The sequence below is a fragment of the Rahnella sp. PD4 genome, assembly GCF_049199325.1.
GTDB classification, from domain to species: Bacteria; Pseudomonadota; Gammaproteobacteria; order Enterobacterales; family Enterobacteriaceae; genus Rahnella; species Rahnella perminowiae.
This window is the reverse complement of sequence record NZ_JBLZQF010000001.1, coordinates 560,950-582,689: the sequence shown is the minus strand read 5'-3', so window position 1 is coordinate 582,689 and position 21,740 is coordinate 560,950. Positions and strand designations below refer to the sequence as shown.

The window sequence follows — 21,740 nt, the reverse complement described above, 5'->3', positions numbered from 1 at the left end:
CGGGGTCAGACAGGTTTTTGGCATAAAAAAAGGCTGCGCCTCGAAAGGAGCAGCCTGTTTAAACACGTTGCGGTTACAGCGTGTGGATATCGATGCCGTCGCCGATATTACTTTTCTGGTAGTAAGCCCGCGGGACTTCTACCTGATACTGTTTGTCAGCGTAAGCGACTTCCAGAATAAAACGTTCGTTTTCATAGGATTCAACCGGAATAAAACCGAAGAATCCTTCCGTTACGCTGATGGTCCGGGTAGACGGAATAGCATAACGATGAACAATCCTTGCTCTGAGCGGCTGCTGCCTGCCGGTTAACGTGTTCCATACGCGGTTAACGGGTTGCGCCAGAGAAACCATCACCTCTGAGGCCAGCGAGTTAAGAGCCGAGGGCCAGCTCTCAGGTTTTTTCATAGTCATGATAAATACCTCGTTGGTCTATATAACCCAATTCTTATAATTATCTGCCGCTAAGATCCAATCATTTTTTACGCTAAGCTTAGTCAGCGTTTGTAAGTGTTTGATTTAACCGGCAACGGTTTTGCGTCTTTTGCCGGATTTGCGTTCTGCTAGCAATAACGGGCAGGAAGGGCACATGGCGTGGTCTTCCAGATCGTAGCGCAGGCAGCACTGTTTACGGTACTGCGGACTGTCAGGATCAGAAGGATCTTCAGCACGCAGTGGCTGAAATAACGGATTTTTACCGCCATAACGCAGCTCGCGCGATTCCATCAGGCGCATGCCGTCTGAGATATCCGCACCGACCAGCTCTGCCTGCTTAACGCCCCAGCCGACACGGATTGCCGCATTGCTCCAGTAAATCCCCGGTTTCAGGCCGGAGAATTCCGCCAGCGCTTCGCAAACGGGGCGCAATTGCTGCTCGATCATCACATCAAAGCGCGCCATCGGTTCTGCGGATATCAGGGCTTCACCTTCACCGTCGAGATAAATCTGTGCCGGTAATCCTTCTTCCTGCATGCACAGGTAGACATTGTCGGCGGCGATAGGTAACTGCCAGCCGTGACGCAGGGAGACAATCACCCAGGCTGGCAACAGGGTGGCAAAATACCATTGCGACCACATTGAAATCCGCGCCCGGCGCTTATCGCACTGCGCGGCATCGGCCGCATTGGCGTCCAGATAACGTTTAAGCACGCTGGCGCAGCCTTCTGCAGTGGTCAGTCGCAACATAGGCACCGCATTGGTCACCAGAGGCGACATGGGTTTGAACGTTTCTGCCACCCAGCTGACCGGCGTTTCGCGGAAACTGTCGAGGAGTGTTTGCATCATTACGCTATGAAAGTCATTCGGCTCGATAAATCATAGGAATAGAGTAACGAATATTAAAGCGGAATAGTAATGATTTCGATTTAGATTCCTTCTCCCGGTGAAGAGAAATGACGGGAGAAGGTTTTGCAGCCAATGCGGTCAGTTCAACACACCTGCTTTCTGCAAAATCTCACGGACAACCTTTTGCTTCTCATTGCTCAGCGGCAGAGCCGGTTTCAGTGAATACACCGGTATTTCACTGATGACCTGAGAGATGGCGTATTTGATGACGTTGTAGATCGGCGTATCCAGTGTATAAAGCGGCGGCAGGAAAGATAACCGCTGTTGCAGTTCCACGGCGGTGGCGAAATCTTTCTCTTTACAGGCGCGGTAAATCCCGCAGGTGAGTTGCGGGGCAAAATTGGCGCTGGCGGGAATAGCACCGTCGCCGCCCAGTATCAGCGTGCCAAAAAGATATTCGTCATAACCGGAGAATACGGCGAAATCAGGGCGATGGGGTTTCACGGCCTGAATCGTTTCGCGGATATGGTTCAGGCTGTCAACGGTGTCCTTCAGGCCGGCAATGTTCGGACACTCCAGTGCCAGACGTGTGATCAGGCTGACAGGCAGCGGCTGACCGGTCAGTCCCGGATAGTTGTACATGATCACCGGCAAACCGGCGCCTTCAGCAATCGTGCGGTAATGCAGATACAGCGCATCTTCGGTTACCGGGTTGTAGTAGGGATTCACCACCACGACGCCGTCGGCACCGACGCTTTTCGCGTGCTGTGCGAACGCCAGCGTTTCTGCCGTGCCCGGATGCGCCGCGCCAATCAATACCGGTACGCGCCCGCCGACATGTTCCGTGCAAAACTCCGCCACTTCATGACGCAGCGCCTGAGACATATGCGCGAATTCTCCCGCGCTGCCGAGGAAAAACAGGCCGTTTACGCCGCCTTCAATAGCAAAATCAATCAGACGCGCCATCCCCGGTCGGTCAAGCTGCTCATTCTCATTGAGGATCGTTGCGACAGGGGGGATCACGCCATGAAACAGTGGGCTGGTCATACATTCGTTCTCCATATGAAAGGGTAAAGTACTCACCCATTCATTTATAGAACGCTGTTTCAAATATTTATAGCGATGGGATCGAATTACAGTGATTTAGCCGATATCTGGAAGGGAAGTCACAAAGATGGCGGTAACTCCCTCCCCCTTCGCTTTGGGGGAGGAGCAAGGCAAAACCGACTTGCGGTGCAGAGTGAAACCAGACCTACATCACCAGTGCTTGTCCGTCTTTACGGGATTCGGTGCCAGCCAGATAACCGCCTGCCGGATTAGTGACAATCACCTGCGCGCCGCCAAATGAATGGCCGCCGAGCGGGTCTTCAACGATCAGCTCATGGCCCATAGCGCGCAGTGTCGCCAGCGTATTGTGGTTAAACGTTGATTCAATCGCCACCTGGCGGCCGCCGTTGATGCGCCAGCGCGGCGCATCAATAGCCGCCTGCGGATTTTGCTTATACAGCATCACGCGCAGCGCCAGTTGCAGATGCCCCTGCGCCTGCATCGGGCCGCCCATCAGGCCGAACGACATCAGCGGTTTTCCCGCAGCGTCCTGTGCGAAGGCCGGAATAATAGTATGCAATGTGCGTTTGTCCGGCGCGACGCAGTTGGCGTGGGTCGGGTCGAGGGTGAAGCCGCAACCACGGTTTTGCAGGCTGATGCCGGTGCCCGGCACCACAATGCCGGAACCAAAGCCCATGTAATTTGACTGAATGAAAGACACCATCATGCCGCTGGCATCCGCGGCGGTCAGATATACGGTGCCACCCGGACGCGGCGCGCCGTAGGTCACGTCACTGGCTTTTGTGCGGTCAATCAGTTTTGCCCGTTCTGCCAGATAATCATCGTTCAGGAACAGTTGCGGATCGAAGAACATATGGTCGCTGTCGGTGACATGCTGATCCAGATCTGCCAGTGCCAGTTTCATCGCTTCAATGCACAGATGCGTGGTCTCCACTGAATCCACCGGCTGGCTGCCGACATTCAGCTTGTCGAGAATGCCCAGTGCAATCAGCGTGGCGATGCCCTGACCGTTCGGCGGCAGTTCATGAACCGAACCACCCGCAAAGGATTGCTGCAGGGTTTCTACCCAGTCGGCCTGGTGGTTCGCCAGATCGTCCAGCGTCATCGCACCGCCGTTAGCCTGACAGTGCGCTACCATTTTTTCGGCCAGTTCACCGCGATAAAACGCTTCACCTTCGGTGTTAGCGATCAGTTCCAGCGAGTCGGCCAGTGCCGGATTACGGAAGATTTCCCCGATTTTTGGCGCACGTCCGTCTGGGGCGAAACATTCCATAAAGCCTGGCTGGTTATGCAGTTTTTTCACCGCGATCTCCCACAGGCGACCAATCAGCGGCGATACCGGAAAACCGTTGCGGGCATAATCAATCGCCGGTTGTGCCAGTGTGGACAGCGGCAGGGTGCCGAAGCGTTTTGCCAGTGCCACCCAGCCGGAGACGGCGCCCGGTACGGTGACCGCATCCCAGCCATAGGTCGGTACGGCGTCTAACCCTTTGGCGGCGAAATATTCCGGCGTCCACGCCGCCGGTGAACGGCCTGATGCATTAAGTCCGTGGGCTTTTTTGCCGTCCCAGACGATCGCGAATGCGTCGCTGCCTGCGCCGTTGCCGCTGGGTTCGAGCACGGTGAGTGCGATGGCGGTGGCGATGGCCGCGTCGGCGGCGTTTCCGCCCAGCATCAGCATTTTCATGCCCGCCTGGGCGGCCAGCGGCTGTGATGCACAGACCGCATTACCGCCCATCATGGTCGGACGCAGGGTCGGATAAGCCACGTTAAAATCGTAATTCTCAGACATGTATTCTTCCTTAAAAAAGCAGCAAACGGTTTATTCGGAACGCGGGTCGAGCGCATCACGCAGCCCGTCACCCAGCAAATTGAAACCCTGTACAGTGAGGAAAATCGCCAGACCGGGGAAAATCGACATCCATGGCGACTGCTCAAGGAAGCTGCGCGCCGTGTTGAGCATCGCACCCCACGAGGCGTCCGGCGGTTGCTGGCCGAGGCCGAGGAACGACAGGCTGGCTTCGGTGATGATCGCCGAAGCAATCGCCAGCGTCGCCTGCACCAGGATCGGCGATAACACATTCGGCAGCACATAGCGCCAGAGGATCCAGCGGTCGGGCAGACCGATTGCCCGCGCCCCTTCAATATATTCTTCGTTGCGGATACTCATTACCTGCGCTCGGGTCAGGCGGGCGAAAATCGGCATGGCAGAAAGCCCGATGGCGATCATCGCATTGCCAAGGCTCGGGCCGAGAAATGCCCCCAGCGCAATCGCCAGCACCAGAAACGGACACGACAGCAACGCTTCAACCACACGGGAAATAATGCTGTCCAGCCAGCCCTGCCAGAAACCGGCGATAAGCCCCAGCGGAACGCCGATCACAATCGCGATAATCACAGACACACAACCGGCCATCAGCGAGGTGCGGGCTCCCCAAAACAGGCGCGATAAAATGTCACGCCCCAGTTCATCGGTGCCCAGCCAGTGCAGAGCGGAAGGGGCTTTACGCACGGCCATAAAATCCGCTTTGATCGGGTCAAACGGCGAAATCCACGGGGCGAGCAACGCCATTATCGCGAACATTGCGACCAGCACCGCGCCGGTCACCGCGCTTTTGTTGCGCAGGAATTTGCGCAGCACGCGGTTCGGTTCGCGGGCAGGGAGTGACGTTGTCACGGAAACAACAGAAACGCTCATCTCAGGCTCTCCGCATGCGGGGGTTGACCAGCACGTACAGCACGTCGGCCAGCAGGTTCATCAGCAGAAAACCGACCGCGACCACCATCACCACGCCCTGAACCACGGCGTAATCGCGATTGAACACCGAATCAACGATCATTTTGCCAAAGCCCGGAATAGTGAAAACCTGCTCGCTGAGCACCGCGCCGCCCAGCAGTTCGCCGAACAGCAGCGTGGTGAGCGTGATGACCGGCACCAGCGCATTGCGCAGCGCGTGTTTCATGATCACCTTTTTCGGCAGCAGGCCTTTGGCACGGGCAGTGCGGATGTAATCGGCTTTCAGCACCGCAATCATCGCCGCACGGGTGTGGCGCATCAGGGTGGCAGAAAGCCCGGTACCGAGCACCGCCGCAGGCAGCAGCATGGTTTTCAGGTTTTGCAGCGGATCTTCTGAGAACGGCACGTAACCGGACGCCGGAAGCCAGTGCAGTTTCACCGAGAACAGCATAATCAGCAGCACACCCAGCCAGAAATGAGGGATCGAAATCCCCGACAGCGCCAGAAAATTGGTACCGTTATCTATCCATGTGCCTTTATGAACTGCCGCGAGCACGCCCATGGTGATGCCGATAATCAGCGCCACGATCATTGCCAGCAGCGACAGTTCCAGCGTGACCGGCAGTTTGCTGGCGATCAGTTGTAATACCGGTTCCTGCGTGCGCAGCGAGTTGCCGAAATCACCGCGCAGCGCGTTGCCGACCCAGTGGAAATACTGGCTGGGGATCGGGTCATTAAGATGATATTGCTCGCGTAACTGCGCAATCACTGCCGGATCCCGCTCCTCACCGGCCATCGCGGTGATCGGGTCGCCGGGCAGTAATTTCTGCAACGAGAACACCATCAGCGTAACCAGAAACAGTGTCGGTATGGCTGAAATCAGCCGTTTCATCACCAGTTCTAACATCGTCTATCCCCAGTCAATTATTTGTTCAGTGTCAGACCCCGTAACCGGATCAGGCCGTCGGCGTAAGGCACAAAACCGCTGACTTTTTTGCTCATGCCGAAAATACGCGGTTCGAAGTACAGGTATAACAGCGGGTCGTCGATGTTTTCCTGCTCAACCACCTGTTTGTACAGTGCCTTACGTTTTTCCACATCGCTGGTCAGACGCGCTTCCTGTAACCACTGATCGACCTGCGGATTACTGTATTTGCCGTCGTTCAGGCCGCCTTGGGTATGGATGAACGAGAAAATATTGCCATCAGGATCCGGACGTCCTGACCAGCCGGACATGCTCATTTTGAATTCACCGCGTTGCTGGCGATCAAGCAGCGTGGCGTACTCCGTCATTTGCAGATTCAGGTTAATGCCCGCTTCGCTGACCATCGCCTGAAGTACCTGCGCAACCTGCTGTGACGTCGGGTTGTTGGCGACCAGGAAATCGATAGTCAGTGGGGTTTTTACACCGGCTTGTGCCAGCAGCGCTTTGGCTTTTTCGATATCGCGTTTGGGCACCGCAATGTCAGCGTGATACGGGCTGGCAGGTGAGAAGGCCTGATTCGCCGGGGTGTATTGCCCCTGGAAGACCACCTGGTTCAGTGCGTCGCGGTCAATCGCCAGCGACAATGCCTGACGCACGCGGGCATCTTTCGCCAGCGGCGTATTGGTGTTGGCGGTGCCGTTGGCGATATTGATCGTCAGCCCCATGTACCCGAGGCCGGTGGTGCTCGCCAGTTGCAAATTGCTGTCGGCTTTGACAGTTGCGGTGTCGCTGGCAGCAATGCCTTCGGTAATATCCAGATCGCCTGCACGCAGGTTGGCTAAGCGTACGGACGCATCCGGAATCGGCAGAAACACCACTTTATCAAAGTGATACGCGCCTTTGTTCCAGTAGTTATCAAAGCGTTTGAGCACAATGCGGTCCTGCTGAACGCGGCTGACAAATTCATACGGACCGGAACAGACCGGGTGCGCCGCCACGTTGCCTTTGGCAGTGGCCGCAGGGGCCAGAATGGTGCCCGCGCGGTCGGTCAGTTGCATCAGCAGCGCGGCGTCTGCCGTTTTCAGGTGGAAAACCACGGTGTACGGCGCGGTGACGTCGACGGATTCAACAGATGACAACTCACTTTTACGCAGGGAACCCGGCAGCGTCAGGTAGCGTTCGATGTTGTATTTCACCGACTGTGCATCAAATTTCTCGCCATCATGGAAGGTCACGCCTTCGCGCAAATTCATGGTCAGCGTTTTGCCGTCCTCGCTGTATGACCAGTCTTTCGCCAGGCCCGGCACGATTTTAAGGTGTTGATCGACATCCACCAGACGCTCACACATGGCGCTGAACACGAAACGTCCGTAATAGGTGCGCGCCGTGGCCGGATCCAGCATGTCAGGATCGCTGCCAAGGCCGACGCGCAGGGTGCTTTCTGCGTGGGCAAGGCCCGCAGACGTCAGCAACATTAAGGCCGGAATGCAGGCAGTTAAGCGGGGTGCATATCTCATGGTCGGGTTCCCTGGGTTGATGTTGGGTTGGAAAGTGAAAGCCGGGACTGGCTTGCCTGTTCAAACAGCGCACGCCGTAAGGTAAATGCAGCGGACGGCGACGGAATCAGCACCGAGGTGCGATCCCGTTGCAGTTCGCTCCAGCGGTGGCAGGCCACCATGCGGTTGTCACTGACAGTTTCAAGTTGCGGCTCCACCTGCCGACATGCGTCGGTGGCATAGGCGCAACGGGTATGGAAACGGCAGCCGGAAGGCATATTGGCCGGATTGGGCATGTCGCCCTGCAGCACCGGCACCGGCCGTTTAACACCGGGCGTGAGCAGCGGCGCGGACGCAATCAGCGCCTGGGTATACGGATGCAGCGGCTGATCAAAAATGTCATCGGTGCTGGCCAGTTCGACGATTTGCCCGAGGTACATCACCGCTACGCGGTCGCTCATATGGCGGATCACGGCCAGACCGTGTGCGACGATAATCATCGTCAGCCCGAACTGTTGTTTCAGGCTTTCCAGCAGATTGACCACCTGCGCCTGCACCGACACATCGAGCGCCGACACCGGTTCATCTCCCAGCAGCAGTTTCGGCGAGGACGCCAGCGCGCGGGCGATACCGATGCGCTGGCGCTGGCCGCCGGAAAACTCATGGGGATAGCGGTTACTGAAAGCGGATGGCAGGCCGACGGTGGTCAGCAGTTCACGTACTTTCGCCTGCCTGTCCGCTTTACCCCTGACAATGTTGTGCAGCCACAGCGGCTCGCCAACGATCTCTTCCACGGTCATGCGCGGGTTGAGTGAGGCAAACGGATCCTGAAAGATGATTTGCAGGTCGCGGCGCAGCTTTTTCATCTGGTCAGCGGAAAACCGTTTCAGGTTTTCGCCTTCGTAGAATACGTCACCGTCAGAGGCGCTGAGCAGTTGCAACAACAGCCGGCCCAGTGTCGATTTTCCTGAGCCGGATTCGCCGACAATCGCCAGCGTTTCGCCGTGCCAGACGCGTAAGGACACACGATCGACTGCCTGCACGATTTTCGGTGTGCTGAATAATGATGACGGGCCTTTAAAGACTTTGCTCAGTCCGGCGGCTTCCAGAATGGGGCGGGGGGCGAAGCTCATGCGCAGGCTCCTTCGGCGGACAACGTGAAATGGTTTTCCAGCGGTGCGAAGAAACAGGCGACGTGATGCGGCGACTGATTCAGGGCGCGCAACGGCGGGCGCTCCCGGTGGCAGCGTTCGGCGGCAAACGGGCAGCGCGTTGAAAAACGGCATCCCTGCGGCATGTCTTTGGGTAACGGCACGGCACCGGGGATGGTGGAAAGTGCACCCTGCCGTGAGGCCAGCGATGGCATCGACCCCATCAGTCCGATGGTATAAGGGTGCTGCGGATTATTGAAAATATCGGCTACCTGACCCTGCTCGACAATCTGCCCGGCGTACATCACCGCCACGCTGTCGGCGACTTCTGCCACCACGCCCAGGTCGTGTGTAATCAGCAATAACGCGCTGCCGGTTTCCTGCTGAATACGGTTGAGCAGGGCGAGGATCTGCGCCTGAATGGTGACGTCCAGCGCGGTAGTAGGTTCATCGGCAATCAGCAGTTGCGGACGGTTGACCAGTGCCATGGCAATCATCACGCGCTGACGCATGCCGCCGGAAAGCTGGTGCGGATAGGCATCCATCCGCAGTTCCGGGGCCGGGATCTGCACTTTTTTGAGCATTTCCAGGGCCTGTTCACGAGCCGGTTTTTTGCCGGCGCCCTGATGACGCATCACCGCTTCGGCCAGTTGATCGCCGAGTGTCAGCGCCGGATTGAGTGAAGTCATCGGTTCCTGAAAAATCATTGCCAGCTCCTGACCGCGCAGGTCAGCATACTGACGCTCCGACAGACCGGTGAGGGAGGTGTTATTCAGGCGGATATCCCCCTGCAATACTTTTGCGCCGGCGGGCAATAATCCCATCAGTGCCAGCGAAGTGACGCTTTTACCGCAACCGGACTCGCCCACCAGAGCCAGTGTTTCTCCGGCTTCAAGCTGTAAGGAAATGTCGTCGAGTACGGTGGCCGGTGAACCGGAAAACTGCACACGCAGGTTGCTGATGTGTAACAGTGGTGTGACGTGGCCTGCCGGGTCAGTCATCAGTAAAATCCTCCTCATCATGCAGGGTGGAAAGAAATGCCTGTTGCAGCGCCAGTAGATGCTCGCGCATCACTTTTGCGGCCTCTTTCGGCTGGCGTGCGGCGATGTGTTCTACGATGCGTTCGTGGTGATCGTCGTAACGGTTCAGGCGCTCCTGATTACGCGCCGCGTTGCGCACCGCCAGCCAGCTCGGATCCCGACGTATGGCGTCGACGGCATCGAACAGACCGAGCAACAACCGGTTACCGGCGGCATCGGCGATGGCGCGGTGAAAGGCGCTGTCCCAAAGCTCAATCTGATCCGGGTCGCCGCGTGACATCGTTTTCACCTTGTCCAGTAAACGGCGCATCAGCTGGATCTGTTCCGGCGTGGCACGCAGGGCGGCATATTTCGCCAGCCCCGGTTCAATTTGCAGACGGGCTTCCATCACTTCCTGCAAATTAGATTGTTTCGGCAACGCCTGCAGACTCAACGGCCGGGCAGGGCCATTCGGTCCGATAAACGTACCTTTCCCCTGCTTGCGCCACACCCGGCCTTCTTCTTCCAGCACATCCAGCGCCCGGCGAATTTCCCGGCGGCCGACATCAAACATCTGCATCAGATCGCGTTCTGCCGGCAGCGGTTGAGTCTGATCCGGATGCTGGTGTATCAGCTGTCGCAGCTGTTCCAGCGCTGAATTCGAGGTGCCGTTAGAAGGAGATTGCGCCCCGGAGTGTGTTGTCATATTTCAGTTTCCCGCTGGGAATTAAATCGTTAGTCAGTCCTTTGCATTTTCCGAACCAATTTTGTAATGGTTCATGAGAAAGTTTTGCAAAACGGAGAATTTGTTTTTAATTTCAAATGTATAAAAAATCACCCGCTTTAGAGAGAGGATCGATTTATGGTTTATAAGATATTGATATTTATCTGATATGCACAAGCGTAGTGCGTTAAAATAATGTTAACGGATCGTAATGGTGCGTGATTTATCGGTATGAGAAGTCGATCAAATAAGCGGAATAACTTAGCTAATGGTTCGCTATATCGTTGCTTCACCAAAGAAGGAAAGGCCCGGGCGGAGTATTAAGGAATAATTCGCAGGCCGGAGAGGACGCGGGCAGTGGTTTCGTCTGCCAGTTTGTGACTACTGGTCAGGTTTTCGCAGGGAGCGTGCAGGGCAAAACCCAAAATAATCCGCCTTTGAATTTATGATCGTGCGGGCGATTCAGAAATTTTGCTGAATGGAGCGGCCTGGAGACCAGAGGCTCCAGGACCGGGTGAAGGAACCGCGAAGCGGCAAGATTTCCAGCCTGTCGCTGAGATACCTGAAACATAGCCAGCGAGCGGAGCGCGCAGTGAAAGAGCCGGAGATTCCTAAGAGGCGCGGCGACAGGCGCCTCTTAGGGCCAGTGTGGGTGGCAACCCACGGTCTTTGTTTGAGGTTATCGTCAGAAATAACAGGTTTATATACCGCTGTTCCCCCAATCACTCCCGACAAAACCCGTGTCTAATAACTATCATCAGAGGGGTGCAAACCCGGTTAGCCGTAACTCTGAGGGTTGAGGTCGTCCGAAGAAATATCCCTGGAACAACGTACAACCTTCTTCTTTCAGACGCCGGAACTGCTCATCAGTTTCCACACCTTCTGCCGTGGTCTGAATATCAAGGCTGCGGCTCATGCCGGTAATGGCACGGATGATCGCCAGGGCTTCGCGGCTGTCATGCATGTCGTTAATGAATGACCGGTCAATTTTGATTTTGTCGAACGGGAATGACCGCAGATAACTCAGCGATGAATAACCGGTGCCGAAATCGTCCAGCGCAATCCGTACACCCAGCGATTTGAGTTTTCTCAATGTGCTGATATTACCGAGCGTATTGTCGAGCAGTACCGATTCCGTGATTTCTACTTCCAGACGTGACGGATCCAGACCCGAGGCTTCCAGTGCTGATTCCACCACCGACACCAGGCCGCTGTTTTTGAACTGTACTGGCGAAAGGTTAACGGCAATCGTCTGATTGTCTTTCCAGGTGGCGGCTTCGCGGCAGGCTTCGTGCAAGGCAAAGGAACCCAGACTGTGGATCAGCCCTGTTTCTTCGGCAATCGGAATGAAATCGACCGGCATGATCAGCCCGTTTTCCGGGTGATGCCAGCGCATCAGCGCCTCGTAACCTATCACCGCATCGTGACGGGCATCAGTGATCGGCTGGTAGTAAAGACGTAACTGATTACAGGTAATGGCGTCGCGTAAATCCATTTCCACCACACGGCGTTTGCGCGCGGCGGCATCCATCTCAAGGCGGAAATCTTCGTAACGGTTACGGCCGTTACGTTTGGCTTCATATAATGCCATATCCGCACGACGCAGCAGTTGATCCGGGGTGCTTTGCGCCGAACCGGCGAGCGCAATACCGATGCTCAGGCCGACGGTCAGTGAATGGCCGTCGATGATCACCGGAGGACGTACCGATTCAATCAGGCGTTTGGAAATCTGATGTGCGGCGGAAATGTCTTTCAGCCCCGGCAGCACCACGGCAAATTCATCACCGCCGATGCGCGCCAGTGTGTCGTCATCGCGCAGCGTCATGCGCAGACGTTTGGCAATTGCACGCAGCAGCTCATCACCAATCTGATGGCCAAGCGCGTCATTCACATTCTTGAAATTATCGAGATCCAGGCACAGTGTGGCAGTATGGCTTTGCGTATAGCTGTCGCGCTGCAACGCCTCGTTGAGGCGCTGGCTGAACAGGATACGGTTCGGCAGGCTGGTCAGATTATCATGATGCGCCATGTGATGAATACGGGCATGCGCGGCCTGTTGATCTGTCACGTCATCGGCAATCATCATAACGTAACTGGTCTGCGGATCGTGCCCGCGGATCACTGAACTGGTGGTCTGCAATGTCCGGTCGCCAATGGCGGTCAGCAATTGCTGCTCGCTGCGGTGTACGCCTTCTGCACGCAGACATTCATCCGACTGTTTATTAATAAAAGTGCTCAGCCCGACACCCATACAATCCTGCGGGCGCTTGCCGAGCATTTTATCGCGGGGGATCCCCAGCAGACGCTCTGCCTGGCGGTTGACCAGCAGAATTTCACGTGAGACAGCATTCTCGACAATCACCGAGGAGGGGATATTCGCGATCACGGTATTAAGGAACTGTGATAAAGACGACAGTTGTTCGCTGTTGGATTCGGCCAGTTCTTTGGCCTGTAACAGTGCCTGTTCCGTTTCGCGACGCTCCGTGATATCACGGGTGATTTTGGCAAATCCGATGATCTCCCCGGCTTCGCGCAAGGCTTCAATAATGATGTGCGCCCAGAAGCGCGTGCCGTCTTTGCGCTGTCGCCAGCCTTCGGATTCGTAACGGCCGGTGGAACGTGCTGTTTCCAGCCCGCGTTGTGGCCATCCGTTTTGTCGGTCTTCTTCGGTGTAAAAACAGGAAAAATGCTTACCGACAACTTCTTCTGGCGTATAACCTTTTGCCCGCTGCGCACCGGCATTCCAGTTCGCAATATGGCCATCGGGCGTCAGCATGTAAATAGCGTAGTCTTCTACGCGCTGAACCAGCAATCGATAAAGTACATCAGAATCTTCACTCATATTATTTGCCTGATAGCTGGCCGTCTCTGCACGGGGTCCGTCCAAATCAGAGTCCGGCTAAATAGTGCGCCTGTTCCCGACGCATTTTTGCTGTGGTGTGCTTGTGAAACGTTAGCATAAGAAAATTCTCACTTCGCCAAATTTTGCTTCTAACCTACTTAAATTTAAGAATATTTAGCAAAAATAACGGTCTTAAGTGAAATGTGTTATTGGAGTTTTAAATAACAGGGAAGTTATCGGCAGCACAGATTAAGGCTTTAATAAAAAGGCACAGAATGTTCATGTTTTACATACTGTTAAAATTTCACTAAAAAAGCCGCAACAGGGTGCGGCTTCGTCTTTGGCGCTTAAAAGCACTCAGGTTTTATTTGCGGTTTCGGCTTCATTTTGCCGATAAACCCAAATCCGGATCACACCGCATACGATCCCAGCCGATATAATTTTTCACCTCTTGGACTTTGTTGGGGATGTTCTGGAAATTGGCTCTGTAAGCGAAAATGGTTCGTGGTGGTGTACCCTGCAATGAATTCCATGAAACGTAATTTTCTCCCCATTTCCCCCCGCCATATCCTGGCCTTATATGGTTAGTTTGAGACTGCCCGCGACTATTACTGAATGTGTAATCAATGCCGCTACCGCCGGGTTCAAGCCGCGGGTCGTCAAACGGTTTTGAACTCATATAAAGGTCGCCGTGTTTGGTCAACACATAGCCCTGATCGTTGACGACAGTGATGGATTCGATTTCGTCCCGTTGTGGGCCGTCAGCCCCGTACTGAACCGCGCCGGTACCGGGGGAGAAACGGGCTCCCTCCCATGTACGGCCATAATCTTTTGAAATCAAGAAACCAGATAAGTCATCCCATGGAATTGCAATATATTTTTCAGATGGATGCACAAATTTAAAAAATGAAATCCGAAATATTGGGTTGTCACGATGGACCACTTCAGTCCGTATATTTCTTGTTATGTCGACGTACCACAACGCGCCTTCGCAATGATTTCCTTCAAGTTCGAGATAACGGGCGTCATCAAACCGGTAGACGATTTGCGTGGGTGGGGCTGTGGCCGCTGTATCACAAGCCGTCATCACTAATAGCCCAGACAGGATGAAAAGATTTTGCGAGAGCTTCATTTTGCTGCCAACCCCAAATCCGGATCACACCGCATACGATCCCAGCCGGTATAATTTTTCACCTCTGGGACTTTGTTGGGGATGTTCTGGAAATTGGCTCTGTAAGTATCGATGGTCCAGTGTTTTGGTCCGGCGAATGAGTTCCACGAAACGTATTCGTTGCCCCATTTACCTCCGCCATATCCGGGGCGAATATGATGGGTTTGCATCTGTCCACGGCTATTTGCAACGGTATAATCAATGCCGCTTCCGCCGGGTTCAAGACGTGGGTCGTCAAACGGTTTTGAACTCATATAAAGGTCGCCCTGTTTGGTCAACACATAGCCCTGATCGTTGACGACAGTGATGGATTCGATTTCGTCCCGTTGCGGGCCGTCAGCCCCGTACTGAACCGCGCCGGTACCGGGGGAGAAACGGCCTCCCTCCCATGTACGGCCATAATCTTTTGAAATCAAGAAACCAGATAAGTCATCCCATGGAATTGCAATATATTTTTCAGATGGATGCACAAATTTAAAAAATGAAATCCGAAATATTGGGTTGTCACGATGGACCACTTCAGTCCGTATATTTCTTGTTATGTCGACGTACCACAACGCGCCTTCGCAATGATTTCCTTCAAGTTCGAGATAACGATGAGCGTCAAATTGATAAACAACTTGTAGAGGCGTCTTGTAGGGGGTTGATTGTCCGACTCCAGACCAAAAAATCAACAGGCTTGTTAATGTTATTTTAGTGCTTTTCATAGAACTTCCTTGCTCAAATCTGAGGCGCTGGCATTTCCCACTGCAAAACATCTGTCAGATTCGTACCCAGACTATTTGGCCTGACACGAGCGCCATAATCATTCAAAACACCGAAATCTCCCATAGGCATTCCTTTTTCCCGTTCGGGTTTGTTCATAAGTGCCTTTACTGCTTTCGGTAGTACGCCATCCAGATAGTACTTTTTAACACTTGGATCCGGATTCATTTCACGACGCCAGTCAGCCTTTAATAACAATCCTTCCCAAAACACCTGATATTCAAATGCCTGACATTGTCCGATGGCCAGATCAAACGCGGTAGATTTCTGCGCCACTTCAATGTTGGTCACAATAGAGGAGTGCTGGCTGAACGTGGTATCCATTTTTATTGCCCGGTTCAGTTCTTTATCTGTCATCCGGCGCAGCACTACCAGCTGGCGGAAATAGCCATTAAGTTCATGATAAATGCCGCTGACAATATCCCAGGGATATTGGCTTCTCAGCTCTTCCAGCTGGGCTTCGTTCAGCGCCACACCATTATCCAGATATTGAAATTGTGCGGAGGCGGGGACATCAATACATTCGGCAGGAAAACATTCGGCTTTCATCGCGGCTTTAGCCATTTTAGGATCGTTACCGCTCAGCGCCGCCTTATAACCTTTTCCCTGTGCCATCAGCTTAAAGACAAAAGGATCGGGTAAAACCGGGGCATTGACGGTGACGTCGGTAAATGAATAGCCGGTATCGGCTGAGTCATCAGGTTGACGTGCAGGCATCTCAAAATGAAACGCTGTCTTATCGCCGACGATGACGTCTTTACAGAAAACACGCTGATAGAGGTTGTCACCTGACTGTGCTTTGATTTTATCGGGGATCCCCCGCCAGCCGAACCCCTGAATGGGCGACATGGAGACCACCTGATCGTTAGGACAAAAATAGTTATACACCTTGCCGAAATTATTACGGTTATATAGCGGGTCGTCCCACGGCGATTTATTTAATGAAATACAGCCGGTGTCGTGCAATTGCTGAAGATAGGCACTGTCATGAGAGGTTGCACCCGGTGCGTAGAGAGCGTTTTGAGACATAAGCTGGCAAAAATTGCGCAGCGTTTTTTGTCGTCCCTGACGGGTTTGCTGATTTCCGGGCATGGCGTTTTCCAGCCAGCGGTTTTCCAGCGCATACGGTGAATGATTGAGTATTACGCAATCGGCGGGTGCCGCGCCTTCAGCCTGCACCCACATGTTGGCCAGCATGGTAATTATCGTGCCCTGACTGTGGGCAACAATATTAATAGTGTCATCGCGTGTAAGCTCATTGCGACGAATATCTAAAATCAGATCCGCCAGACGGCGTGCGGCATAAGCCTGATAAATCCGGTGCGGGTTTTGGTAAATAGGATGACTCCAGTCGCCGTGATTTTCGAGATCACTGCGGGATTTGAACAGCCCGACGGCTTCTAAAATACGGCCGGATGCACCGGGACCAAACATATCCGGAATGCAGGTGGTGGCATTGGCAAAAGTGCCGCCGCCTTTGGCGAATGTCGGGTCAAGCCAGTTATTGAGATTGTCGATATTTTGGTTGTCATGTTGTCGTATTTTGACAGCATCATTTTCGCGGTAGGTATCATAAGGCAGGTCAGCGTTATGGTGTTTTTCGGGTAAGTCTTTTCGGTACTGCTTCTGATCCTGCTCCCAGGTGTTATGGTCGACCGGTTTATAACCCCAGTAAAACGGAATAACCGGTGAGCGGTTAGCGACCCCGATACAGGTGTGATCCTGCACACTACAGGTGAGTTTCGCGACATTGTCACCGGCGTCGGAAATCATGAATTCATGCGTTTTCCATTCATGGGGATGAAGATCCTGACGCCCGAGGCGGGTATTCAGTCCGGCACAAATGCCGGTATCCTGATCCTGATAAGCCTCACCGACATCATTCACGCCGTGGACGAGAATGACAATACAGGGAAGCGGGCGCATAACGGCACAGTTTTGAATTGTCATTGCGCCTGCACTGACAGGGCGTCCAATATCACCTTCTGATAAAATTTTTGGCGTGCGAATATTTTTGTGAATCATTTCACTCATCGTTTAACTCCTTCTAAACACTTGTTTGACTAACTATTCCCTATAAGTAATTTCAATAATAATATCCATAAAAACAACGAATTAATAGTTTGAGTCTACCACGTCAGCTCGGTTTAGATAAGGCCCGTCAATCACCGACTCCCGCAGAATAAGCTCTGACCCGAATTTATTCTGTTCAGATAAATAGCCGCCGTCGAGCATAGAAATAATCTGATTAATGACTTCACTGACCATATCGCTGACCGGGTCTTTCACGCTCGACAATGCGGGAATAAGAAACGGTGCGGTGGGAATATTATCAAACCCGATCACCGAAACCTGTGAAGGTACCGAAATACCGGCTTCGTTGAGTTTTTTCATCGCGCCAATCGCCATTTCATCATTACTGGCCAGAATAGCGCTGAACGGTTCGCCGCTCGTCAGCAGGGTTTCGACGGCGGCAGCACCGCTGGCCGCAGACCATTTCCCCTGCACAATCAGCGATTCCTTGACCGGCAGTCCGGCTGCTGCGAGCGCTTCTTTATAACCGGAAAGACGTTCAATGGCTGTCGGGGAATCCAGGGAGCCGGTGATAAACGCAATATGATGGTGGCCACGTTCAATCAGCGCCTGCGTGGCCTTAAAACCGGATCCTTTGTGGTCGCAATAAATACAATGGCTCTGGTGTTTGCGCAGTTTACGGTTAACGACCATCACCGGCTTATTATATTTGTCGATCAGTTCATCCATTTCATCCACGGATAAAAAACGCGGATAAATAATGATGCCGTCACAGCGTAAATCATGCAGAAACTGAATGGCTTCGCGTTCTTCTTCGGCGCTGTGTTTGCCATCAACCAGGATCAGCTGACGTCCGTTGGCGTCGAGTTTTTTGGCCGCCTGAGAAATTATCTCACTGAAATAGTTGCCGTTATACAGCGTGTTGGTCACCACCAGACCGATGCACATCGATTTGCTGGTCGCCAGGTTGCGCGCCAGTAAATTCGGCCGGTATCCCGCTTCCTCGATGGCTTTAAAGACCTGATCTTTGGTTTCCTGGCTTACATAACCTTTACCGGAAAGCACACGGGAAACGGTGGCTTTGGAAACGCCCGCTTTGGTTGCCACTTCCTGCATTGTCGACATCAGGGTTTCCTGAAAGATAAAAATGAGCCGCCATTCTACACATTTCAGCGGTTTTGCGATGTTTTTGGCATAACAGAACGATAGTGAGAGATCACCATCACAAAAATAAAACGACGTTGCAATTTTTTATTGAAGTCTCGCAAGGAACTGCACATTCTCGTGTGAAACCGGTTACCTATTGTTTCACCAAAACCACCATGTTTCATAAAAAGCGGTTTCACAGAAGTCAGTGCTTCTGAAAAACATTCATAACCCTATGAATCCGAGAGAGTTGTCACTCATGTCTAAAAATTTTGCAGCAATATCACAGTCGATTGTTGATGCCATCGGCGGCCCACAGAACGTGGCGGCAGTGACGCACTGCATGACGCGGCTACGTTTCGTACTGAATGACGAATCGGCCGTTGATGCCGCGACACTGAAAGCCATTAGCGGCGTGATGGGCGTGGTGCGCAACGAAAAACAGTGTCAGGTGATCATCGGTAACAACGTTTCCCAGGCGTACGCTGAAGTGCTGAAATTGCTGCCGGAAGGGTTTTCTGCCGGTAACAATGACGCGCCGGTAAAAAACAAAATCACCCTCAAACGCATCGGCTCCGGCATCCTGGATGCGCTGATCGGCACTATGTCACCGCTGATCCCGGCCATTATCGGCGGGTCAATGGTGAAACTGCTGGCGATGATCCTGGATATGACCGGTGTGTTAGGTAAGGGCGCTTCAACGCTCGTCATTCTCAACACCATTGGCGACGGCGCATTCTTCTTCCTGCCGGTTATGGTGGCGGCATCAGCGGCGGTGAAGTTCAAAACCAATATGTCGCTGGCGATTGCGATTGCCGGTGTCCTTGTCCATCCTGCATTTATCGATTTAATGGCGAAAGCGGCGCAGGGGCAGAAAGTCGAATTTATCGGCATTTCAGTCACGGCGGTGAAATACACCTACACCGTTATTCCGGCGCTGTGCATGACCTGGCTGCTGTCTTACATTGAAAAATGGGTGGACCGTATCACGCCGGTCGTCACTAAAAACTTCCTGAAACCTATGCTGATTATGCTGATCGCAGCCCCCGTTGCCATCATGCTGATCGGCCCGCTGGGCATCTGGATTGGCACCGGGATTTCTGCGGCGGTGTATACCGTACACAGTTATCTGGGCTGGCTGTCAGTCGCTATTATGGGGGCGGCCTGGCCGCTGCTGGTGATGACCGGCATGCACCGTGTGTTTACGCCAACCATTATTCAGACCATTGCTGAAACCGGTAAAGAAGGCATGGTCATGCCATCCGAAATCGGCGCAAACCTGTCCCTGGGCGGTTCTTCACTGGCGGTCGCATGGCGTACCAAAAATCCGGAACTGCGTCAGACGGCGCTGGCCGCGGCGGCTTCAGCCATTGTCGCCGGGATTTCCGAACCTGCATTGTATGGTGTGGCACTGCGCCTCAAACGTCCGCTGATCGCCTGCTTAATCAGCGGATTTATCTGCGGGGGGGTGGCGGGATTAGGCGGACTCGCCAGCCATTCGATGGCATCGCCGGGGCTGTTTACCAGTGTGCAGTTCTTCGACCCGTCGAATCCGATGAGTATTGTCTGGGTGGCGGGCGTGATGATCCTCGCCGTGGTGATCTCCTTCTTCACCACGCTGCTGCTCGGATTTGAAGACATTCCTGTCGACACGGTGGCACCGAAAGACATAAAACCGGCAGATACCCCGGCTTCCGTTGCCTTTGCAGTTTCATCAGGCGCGGCAAAATCACATTAAAGAAGAGGATTTCACATGGCAGCATCAGCATTTCCTGAGGGCTTTTTATGGGGCGGCGCAATTGCCGCAAACCAGGCCGAGGGTGGCAGTTTTGAAGGGGGTAAGGGACTGACGACGGTAGATATGATCCCGCATGGCGCGCAGCGTCTGGCAGTCAAAACCGGTCAGGAAAAACGTTTCTCCCTCAGGGCCGGTGAATTTTATCCGGCGCATCAGGCGATTGACTTCTACCATCGATACAAAGAAGACATCGCGCTGATGGCAGAAATGGGTTTTACCGTATTTCGCACTTCGATTGCCTGGAGCCGTCTTTATCCGAAAGGTGATGAGCTGACCCCGAATGCAGAAGGTATCGCGTTTTACCGGGATGTGTTTGCGGAGTGCAAAAAGCATGGCATTGAGCCGCTGGTAACGTTATGCCATTTTGATGTGCCGATGCATCTGGTGATCGAATACGGCTCGTGGCGCAACCGTAAAATGGTGGAATTTTTCGCCCGCTATGCCCGAACTTGCTTTGAAGCGTTCGACGGGCTGGTGAAATACTGGCTGACCTTTAACGAGATCAATATCCTGCTGCACAGCCCGTTCTCCGGTGCCGGTTTGGTCTTTGAAGAGGGTGAAAATCAGGAACAGGTGAAATATCAGGCGGCGCACCATGAGCTGGTGGCCAGTGCTTTAGCGACAAAAATTGCCCATGAAGTGAATCCTGATAATCAGGTCGGCTGTATGCTGGCGGGGGGGAACTTCTATCCGCAAACCTGCAAACCGGCTGACGTGTGGGCGGCCCTGCAAAAGGACCGGGAGAACCTGTTTTTCATTGATGTTCAGGCACGGGGCGAATATCCGTCTTATACCCGGCGCGTGTTTGCAGAGAAGGGCGTGAACGTGGTGACCGCGCCGGGCGACGATGACATCCTGAAAAACACCGTCGATTTCGTATCCTTTAGCTACTACGCCTCACGCTGTGCGTCGGCAGATATGAACGACAACAACAGCAGCGCGGCGAATATTGTTAAATCACTCAAAAACCCGTACATCGAAGCCAGCGAATGGGGCTGGGGTATTGATCCGCTTGGTCTGCGCATCACCATGAATATGATGTACGACCGTTACCAGAAGCCATTATTCCTGGTCGAAAATGGCCTCGGCGCGAAAGATGAAATCAACGCGCAGGGTGAAATCAATGACGATTACCGCATCAGCTACCTGCGTGAACATATCCGCGCCATGGGGGAGGCGATCACCGACGGCGTTCCGTTGATCGGTTATACGTCATGGGGCTGTATCGATCTGGTGTCCGCCTCGACCGGTGAAATGAGCAAGCGCTACGGCTTCGTTTATGTCGACCGCGACGATGCCGGGAATGGCACGCTGGAAAGAAAGAGAAAGAAATCATTCTGGTGGTATAAGAAAGTGATTGCCAGTAACGGCGCAGATCTGGACTGACCCGTCACGGGAATACCCAAAACCGGGTATTCCCGCCTCTCCCTGCGGGGCATCACGTCGCCGTATTTTGCCTTTTACACGCTTTCAGAACGCTTAAATTTGTCTGCCGGCTCTGCAAATTACGTAAAAAGAGTGTGATCTCAATTGAATAACCTGGACATGCAATTTGCCGTCGTGGTTAAGAGGGAATAAAAAA

17 protein-coding genes are annotated in these 21,740 nt (G+C 53.6%); 2 read left to right on the top strand and 15 right to left on the bottom strand.

Annotated elements, in window-relative coordinates; genetic code table 11:
* Positions 1-73 precede the first annotated feature (73 nt).
* The 15 genes from ACOZIO_RS02515 to ACOZIO_RS02445 form a co-directional block, all read right to left on the bottom strand.
* The gene (locus tag ACOZIO_RS02515; protein ID WP_129951431.1) at positions 74-412 is read right to left on the bottom strand and encodes a hypothetical protein; all 339 of its coding nucleotides are present in this window, start codon (positions 410-412) and stop codon (positions 74-76) included.
* 105 nt (positions 413-517) lie between these two features.
* A complete protein-coding gene (fhuF, locus tag ACOZIO_RS02510) occupies positions 518-1,282 on the bottom strand; it encodes a siderophore-iron reductase FhuF (RefSeq protein WP_217138729.1) in 765 nt (254 codons plus the stop codon).
* 138 nt (positions 1,283-1,420) lie between these two features.
* Complete coding sequence (locus ACOZIO_RS02505) at positions 1,421-2,329, bottom strand: dihydrodipicolinate synthase family protein (RefSeq protein WP_129951429.1); 909 nt, start codon at positions 2,327-2,329, stop codon at positions 1,421-1,423.
* A gap of 205 nt (positions 2,330-2,534) precedes the next feature.
* Positions 2,535-4,142, bottom strand: coding sequence for a gamma-glutamyltransferase family protein (locus tag ACOZIO_RS02500; protein ID WP_421594905.1), 1,608 nt, complete (start codon positions 4,140-4,142; stop codon positions 2,535-2,537).
* A gap of 30 nt (positions 4,143-4,172) precedes the next feature.
* A complete protein-coding gene (locus ACOZIO_RS02495; RefSeq protein ID WP_421594904.1) occupies positions 4,173-5,048 on the bottom strand; it encodes an ABC transporter permease in 876 nt (291 codons plus the stop codon).
* A gap of 1 nt (position 5,049) precedes the next feature.
* A complete protein-coding gene (locus ACOZIO_RS02490) occupies positions 5,050-5,994 on the bottom strand; it encodes an ABC transporter permease (protein WP_421594903.1) in 945 nt (314 codons plus the stop codon).
* Between the two features lie 17 nt (positions 5,995-6,011).
* Positions 6,012-7,529, bottom strand: a complete 1,518-nt coding sequence (locus ACOZIO_RS02485) for an ABC transporter substrate-binding protein (protein ID WP_129990636.1) — start codon at positions 7,527-7,529, stop codon at positions 6,012-6,014.
* A complete protein-coding gene (locus tag ACOZIO_RS02480) occupies positions 7,526-8,641 on the bottom strand; it encodes an ABC transporter ATP-binding protein (protein ID WP_421594902.1) in 1,116 nt (371 codons plus the stop codon). The genes ACOZIO_RS02485 and ACOZIO_RS02480 overlap by 4 nt, the downstream gene beginning before the upstream one ends.
* Entirely contained in the window at positions 8,638-9,663 is a 1,026-nt protein-coding gene (locus ACOZIO_RS02475; protein WP_370278313.1) for an ABC transporter ATP-binding protein, read from the bottom strand. Before ACOZIO_RS02475 ends, ACOZIO_RS02480 begins: the two co-directional genes overlap by 4 nt.
* Positions 9,653-10,384 (bottom strand): FadR/GntR family transcriptional regulator, encoded by a 732-nt coding sequence (locus ACOZIO_RS02470; RefSeq protein WP_266060137.1) that lies wholly within the window; start codon positions 10,382-10,384, stop codon positions 9,653-9,655. Before ACOZIO_RS02470 ends, ACOZIO_RS02475 begins: the two co-directional genes overlap by 11 nt.
* A gap of 775 nt (positions 10,385-11,159) precedes the next feature.
* Positions 11,160-13,244: a putative bifunctional diguanylate cyclase/phosphodiesterase gene (locus ACOZIO_RS02465; RefSeq protein ID WP_129951422.1), complete on the bottom strand. Its 2,085-nt coding sequence runs from the start codon at positions 13,242-13,244 to the stop codon at positions 11,160-11,162.
* Positions 13,245-13,626: 382 nt separating this feature from the next.
* Positions 13,627-14,376 (bottom strand): T6SS immunity protein Tli3 family protein, encoded by a 750-nt coding sequence (locus tag ACOZIO_RS02460; protein WP_421594901.1) that lies wholly within the window; start codon positions 14,374-14,376, stop codon positions 13,627-13,629.
* Positions 14,373-15,122: a T6SS immunity protein Tli3 family protein gene (locus ACOZIO_RS02455; protein ID WP_421594900.1), complete on the bottom strand. Its 750-nt coding sequence runs from the start codon at positions 15,120-15,122 to the stop codon at positions 14,373-14,375. The genes ACOZIO_RS02460 and ACOZIO_RS02455 overlap by 4 nt, the downstream gene beginning before the upstream one ends.
* Positions 15,123-15,135: 13 nt before the next feature.
* Positions 15,136-17,214, bottom strand: coding sequence for a T6SS effector phospholipase Tle3 domain-containing protein (locus tag ACOZIO_RS02450; protein WP_421594899.1), 2,079 nt, complete (start codon positions 17,212-17,214; stop codon positions 15,136-15,138).
* A gap of 81 nt (positions 17,215-17,295) precedes the next feature.
* Positions 17,296-18,339, bottom strand: coding sequence for a LacI family DNA-binding transcriptional regulator (locus tag ACOZIO_RS02445; RefSeq protein ID WP_421594898.1), 1,044 nt, complete (start codon positions 18,337-18,339; stop codon positions 17,296-17,298).
* A 280-nt stretch (positions 18,340-18,619) separates the two neighbouring features.
* Between ACOZIO_RS02445 and ascF the strand changes: the two genes are divergently transcribed.
* Positions 18,620-20,098, top strand: a complete 1,479-nt coding sequence (gene ascF / locus ACOZIO_RS02440) for a PTS cellobiose/arbutin/salicin transporter subunit IIBC (protein ID WP_217138722.1) — start codon at positions 18,620-18,622, stop codon at positions 20,096-20,098.
* Positions 20,099-20,113: 15 nt separating this feature from the next.
* Positions 20,114-21,544 carry a 6-phospho-beta-glucosidase gene (locus tag ACOZIO_RS02435; RefSeq protein WP_421594897.1) on the top strand — a complete coding sequence of 477 codons (1,431 nt, stop codon included), beginning with the start codon at positions 20,114-20,116 and terminating at the stop codon, positions 21,542-21,544.
* Positions 21,545-21,740 lie beyond the last annotated feature (196 nt).

Bases quoted from the DNA above. Each gene is read 5' to 3' on its own strand.
- ACOZIO_RS02515 (WP_129951431.1), bottom strand. From the start codon at position 412: ATGACTATGAAAAAACCTGAGAGCTGGCCCTCGGCTCTTAACTCGCTG.
- ACOZIO_RS02485 (WP_129990636.1), bottom strand. From the start codon at position 7,529: ATGAGATATGCACCCCGCTTAACTGCCTGCATTCCGGCCTTAATGTTG.
- ascF (WP_217138722.1), top strand. From the start codon at position 18,620: ATGTCTAAAAATTTTGCAGCAATATCACAGTCGATTGTTGATGCCATC.
- ACOZIO_RS02495 (WP_421594904.1), bottom strand. From the start codon at position 5,048: ATGAGCGTTTCTGTTGTTTCCGTGACAACGTCACTCCCTGCCCGCGAA.
- ACOZIO_RS02480 (WP_421594902.1), bottom strand. From the start codon at position 8,641: ATGAGCTTCGCCCCCCGCCCCATTCTGGAAGCCGCCGGACTGAGCAAA.
- ACOZIO_RS02465 (WP_129951422.1), bottom strand. From the start codon at position 13,244: ATGAGTGAAGATTCTGATGTACTTTATCGATTGCTGGTTCAGCGCGTA.
- ACOZIO_RS02455 (WP_421594900.1), bottom strand. From the start codon at position 15,122: ATGAAAAGCACTAAAATAACATTAACAAGCCTGTTGATTTTTTGGTCT.
- ACOZIO_RS02450 (WP_421594899.1), bottom strand. From the start codon at position 17,214: ATGAGTGAAATGATTCACAAAAATATTCGCACGCCAAAAATTTTATCA.
- ACOZIO_RS02470 (WP_266060137.1), bottom strand. From the start codon at position 10,384: ATGACAACACACTCCGGGGCGCAATCTCCTTCTAACGGCACCTCGAAT.
- ACOZIO_RS02460 (WP_421594901.1), bottom strand. From the start codon at position 14,376: ATGAAGCTCTCGCAAAATCTTTTCATCCTGTCTGGGCTATTAGTGATG.
- ACOZIO_RS02490 (WP_421594903.1), bottom strand. From the start codon at position 5,994: ATGTTAGAACTGGTGATGAAACGGCTGATTTCAGCCATACCGACACTG.
- ACOZIO_RS02500 (WP_421594905.1), bottom strand. From the start codon at position 4,142: ATGTCTGAGAATTACGATTTTAACGTGGCTTATCCGACCCTGCGTCCG.
- ACOZIO_RS02505 (WP_129951429.1), bottom strand. From the start codon at position 2,329: ATGACCAGCCCACTGTTTCATGGCGTGATCCCCCCTGTCGCAACGATC.
- ACOZIO_RS02435 (WP_421594897.1), top strand. From the start codon at position 20,114: ATGGCAGCATCAGCATTTCCTGAGGGCTTTTTATGGGGCGGCGCAATT.
- fhuF (WP_217138729.1), bottom strand. From the start codon at position 1,282: ATGATGCAAACACTCCTCGACAGTTTCCGCGAAACGCCGGTCAGCTGG.
- ACOZIO_RS02445 (WP_421594898.1), bottom strand. From the start codon at position 18,339: ATGTCGACAATGCAGGAAGTGGCAACCAAAGCGGGCGTTTCCAAAGCC.